This window comes from Hydrocoleum sp. CS-953 (genome assembly GCF_002260545.1).
Classification (GTDB): Bacteria; Cyanobacteriota; Cyanobacteriia; order Cyanobacteriales; family Microcoleaceae; genus Trichodesmium.
Genome location: NZ_LGSU01000602.1, coordinates 1 through 3,813 on the forward strand (window position 1 = coordinate 1; position 3,813 = coordinate 3,813).

Annotated in this window: 1 protein-coding gene and 1 pseudogene; both read left to right on the forward strand. The window is 41.7% G+C overall.

What is annotated here, in order from left to right; translation table 11 throughout:
- Positions 1-519: 519 nt before the first annotated feature.
- On the forward strand, positions 520-1,135 hold a 616-nt coding region (locus tag AFK68_RS41160; protein ID WP_305778130.1), incomplete at its 3' end, for a PEP/pyruvate-binding domain-containing protein.
- A 1-nt stretch (position 1,136) separates the two neighbouring features.
- Positions 1,137-3,264: pseudogene (gene ppsA, locus AFK68_RS06645) on the forward strand (phosphoenolpyruvate synthase); the annotation flags it as partial.
- Between the last annotated feature and the right edge of the window lie 549 nt (positions 3,265-3,813).

The following is a 3,813-nucleotide window of genomic DNA, read 5'->3' on the forward strand; positions in this document are numbered from 1 at the left end:
AATAATAACCTTTACCACTGAAAAAACAAAAATTTTTACTTTTTGTAACTAAAGAATTTTTCAGACCCTATATTGCAATTACAGTAGAAAGTATTAGGATATAGATGGAGGAAAAAAAACCTCCTCTAGCTGAAAAGCTAGGATATATATAGAAATAATTCACCTTACTTATGGAGTTTAACGTTTAGGGATCGATAAGTTTGTTTTTCTTAACATCCCATAAATAAATCATTCGGTTTAACATTTTGAAAAAAAAATAAACAAAACTAAATAGTAAGCATTTCCTGACGGAATGCTGCGCAAACAGCACTCAGCTAACAGCTATCAGCCATTAATTCATTATTTTGTCAGGAGGAATTAGTCTTCAAGGAGAATTAAAAGTCCGACACGAAAAAGGTCTTCAGCTAATCTTAGTAGTTGCTTTATTCTTGACGAAAATACGAAAAGCTGAATCCTTACATTAAATAAATAAATCCTGCCTAGCAACACGGTATAAATAAAACATTGGAGAAGAAAATTATGGTGAACCTATTAGGTCAAAAAAACATAACAAAAGTAGATAAAGAAACAGCTTTTGTCCTATGGTTTGAAGAAGTAGGAATTGCTGATATTCCATTAGTTGGAGGTAAAAACGCATCCCTAGGAGAAATGATTCAACAGTTAACTCCCAAAGGTGTAAACGTTCCCAATGGATTCGCGACTACAGCTTACGCATATCGGTATTTTGTCGAAAAAGCGGGATTAGAGAAAAAACTGCGAGAACTATTTGCTGACCTAGACGTAGAAGATGTCAGGAACTTACGAAAACGTGGAAAACAAGCTCGTACTCTGATTCTTGACACCCCATTCCCAGAAGAGTTAGAATCAGCCATCGTCGCAGCATATCATCAAATGTGCGATCGCTACGGAACTTCCGCCGAATATTGTGACAAACTAGAAGGAAATTCCAAACAAGAATGTGAACGTTACACCAAAGAAGTAGATGTAGCAGTACGTTCCAGCGCAACTGCTGAAGACTTACCGGATGCGAGTTTTGCTGGACAACAAGAAACCTACCTCAACATTTACGGTGATGAAGCAGTATTAGAAGCTTGCCATAAATGTTTTGCCTCCATATTCACAGACCGCGCCATATNACTAGAAGGAAATTCCAAACAAGAATGTGAACGTTACACCAAAGAAGTAGATGTAGCAGTACGTTCCAGCGCAACTGCTGAAGACTTACCGGATGCGAGTTTTGCTGGACAACAAGAAACCTACCTCAACATTTACGGTGATGAAGCAGTATTAGAAGCTTGCCATAAATGTTTTGCCTCCATATTCACAGACCGCGCCATATCCTACCGTACCATCAAAGGTTTCGACCACTTTGACGTTGCCTTGTCAGTGGGCGTACAAAAAATGGTACGTTCTGACCTCGCTTCCTCTGGTGTCATGTTTTCCATTGACACTGAGACTGGATTCAAAAATGCTGCCCTGGTAACAGCAGCTTACGGTTTAGGTGAAAACGTTGTGCAAGGAGCAGTCAACCCAGACGAATACTTCGTTTTCAAACCTACCCTCAAAGAAGATTTCCGCCCTATCCTGGAAAAACGCCTCGGTACAAAAGAACTGAAGATGATTTATGACATCGGCGGTTCCAAACTTACCAAAAATGTGCCAGTGCCAGTTTCCGAACGGGAAAAATATTGCATCAATGACGACGAAATCTTGCAACTAGCAAAATGGGCCTGTATTATTGAAGAACATTATTCTGAAGTGCGCGACCATTACACGCCAATGGATATTGAATGGGCAAAAGATGGTCTCACTGGTGAATTGTTCATTGTGCAAGCGCGTCCAGAAACAGTACAATCTCAAAAATCTGGTAGCATTCTCCGTAACTTCAAACTTAAAGGTAGTAGTGATGTATTAGTTCGCGGTCGCGCCGTGGGAGAAATGATTGGGCAAGGTCAAGCTCGTGTTATTCTTGACGTGCATAAAATTGATGAGTTTATGCCAGGGGAAGTTTTGGTGACTAACAAAACCGATCCTGACTGGGAACCTATTATGAAAAAGGCTAGCGCTATAGTTACTAACCAAGGCGGGCGTACTTGTCATGCTGCTATTATTGCGCGGGAGATGGGTATTCCAGCAATAGTTGGTTGTGGTGATGCGACTAAAGTGTTGATGACTGGTCAGGAAGTGACTGTTTGTTGTGCTGAGGGTGAAGAAGGCAAAGTTTATGAGGGTATGGTGCCGTTTGAGGTGCAGGAAACTTTGTTGGGTGACTTACCTAAGACTAGGACTAAGATTTTGATGAACGTTGGCAACCCAGAGGAAGCTTTTGGTCTGTCTTCTATTCCTTGCGATGGCGTCGGTTTAGCACGGTTGGAGTTTATTATTGCCAATCATATTAAAGCTCACCCATTAGCTTTAATTCACTATGACGAGTTGGAAGATCCGTTAGTGAAACGGGAAGTTGGTAATTTGACCGGGTTGTACGAACACAAACCAGATTTCTTTGTGGATAAACTCGCGCAAGGTGTAGGCACGATCGCTGCTGCTTTTTATCCTAATCCTGTAGTGGTGCGGATGAGTGATTTCAAGAGTAACGAATATGCGAACCTATTGGGCGGTCGTCAGTTTGAACCTGGGGAAGAAAACCCCATGATTGGTTGGCGGGGTGCTTCTCGTTACTACGATCCAAAATATCGCGATGCTTATGCTTTAGAGTGTAAAGCGTTGAAGCGGGTACGGGATGAAATGGGTTTGACTAATGTGATTCCAATGATTCCTTTCTGTCGGACTCCTGATGAGGGTCGCAAGGTGTTGGCAGAGATGGAGAAAAATGGTTTGAAACGGGGCGAGAATGGGTTGCAAGTGTATGTGATGTGCGAGTTGCCCAGCAATGTGATTTTTGCTGATGAATTTGCCCAAGTATTTGATGGTTTCTCTATCGGTTCTAATGATTTGACTCAGTTGACTTTAGGTTTAGACCGAGATTCGGCATTGGTGGCGCACATTTTTGACGAACGGAATGAAGCGGTACGTCGGATGGTAAAAATTGCCATTAAAGCTGCCAAGAAATACGATCGCAAGATTGGTATTTGCGGTCAAGCACCTAGTGACTATCCAGAGTTTGCCCGCTTCTTAGTTGAGGAAGGTATTGACTCATTGAGTTTAAACCCTGATTCATTGTTGAAGACTTTGTTGGATATTGGCAAGATGGAAGAGTCGGGTTCCGTAATGGATGACATTATGGATGTAGCAAGGGCGAAGTAATTTTACAGCGGTTTTCCTGNTAGTTGAGGAAGGTATTGACTCATTGAGTTTAAACCCTGATTCATTGTTGAAGACTTTGTTGGATATTGGCAAGATGGAAGAGTCGGGTTCCGTAATGGATGACATTATGGATGTAGCAAGGGCGAAGTAATTTTACAGCGGTTTTCCTGCACGGTAGTAGGGACGTTCCATGCAACGTCCCTGCAAGGTTTTTTTATAGCGATGTAGTTGATTAAAAAGCACTGTAGTGGAACTACACAGCTAAAATAGTGCAATAGTAGGGGCGGGTTTTATCTAGAATTTTAATGCTTACTCTAAGATTTACATAAACCCGCGTAGGTGCACACCCATTAGTTGTGTCAGTCTAGTAAGTTTTTGATAATTTCTATCTTTGTCTAGAAACTAGCGATCGCTCTTTTTGTTAAACAGAGATTCTATGGGATAATATAGAATCCGATTGAATAGTCGTCATTGCGTTTCGCTCCGCGACATGAAAAGCGCAGCTTTGCGATAGCAAGCGTCAGCGCAGCAATCTCAGGGGTGCGCGGA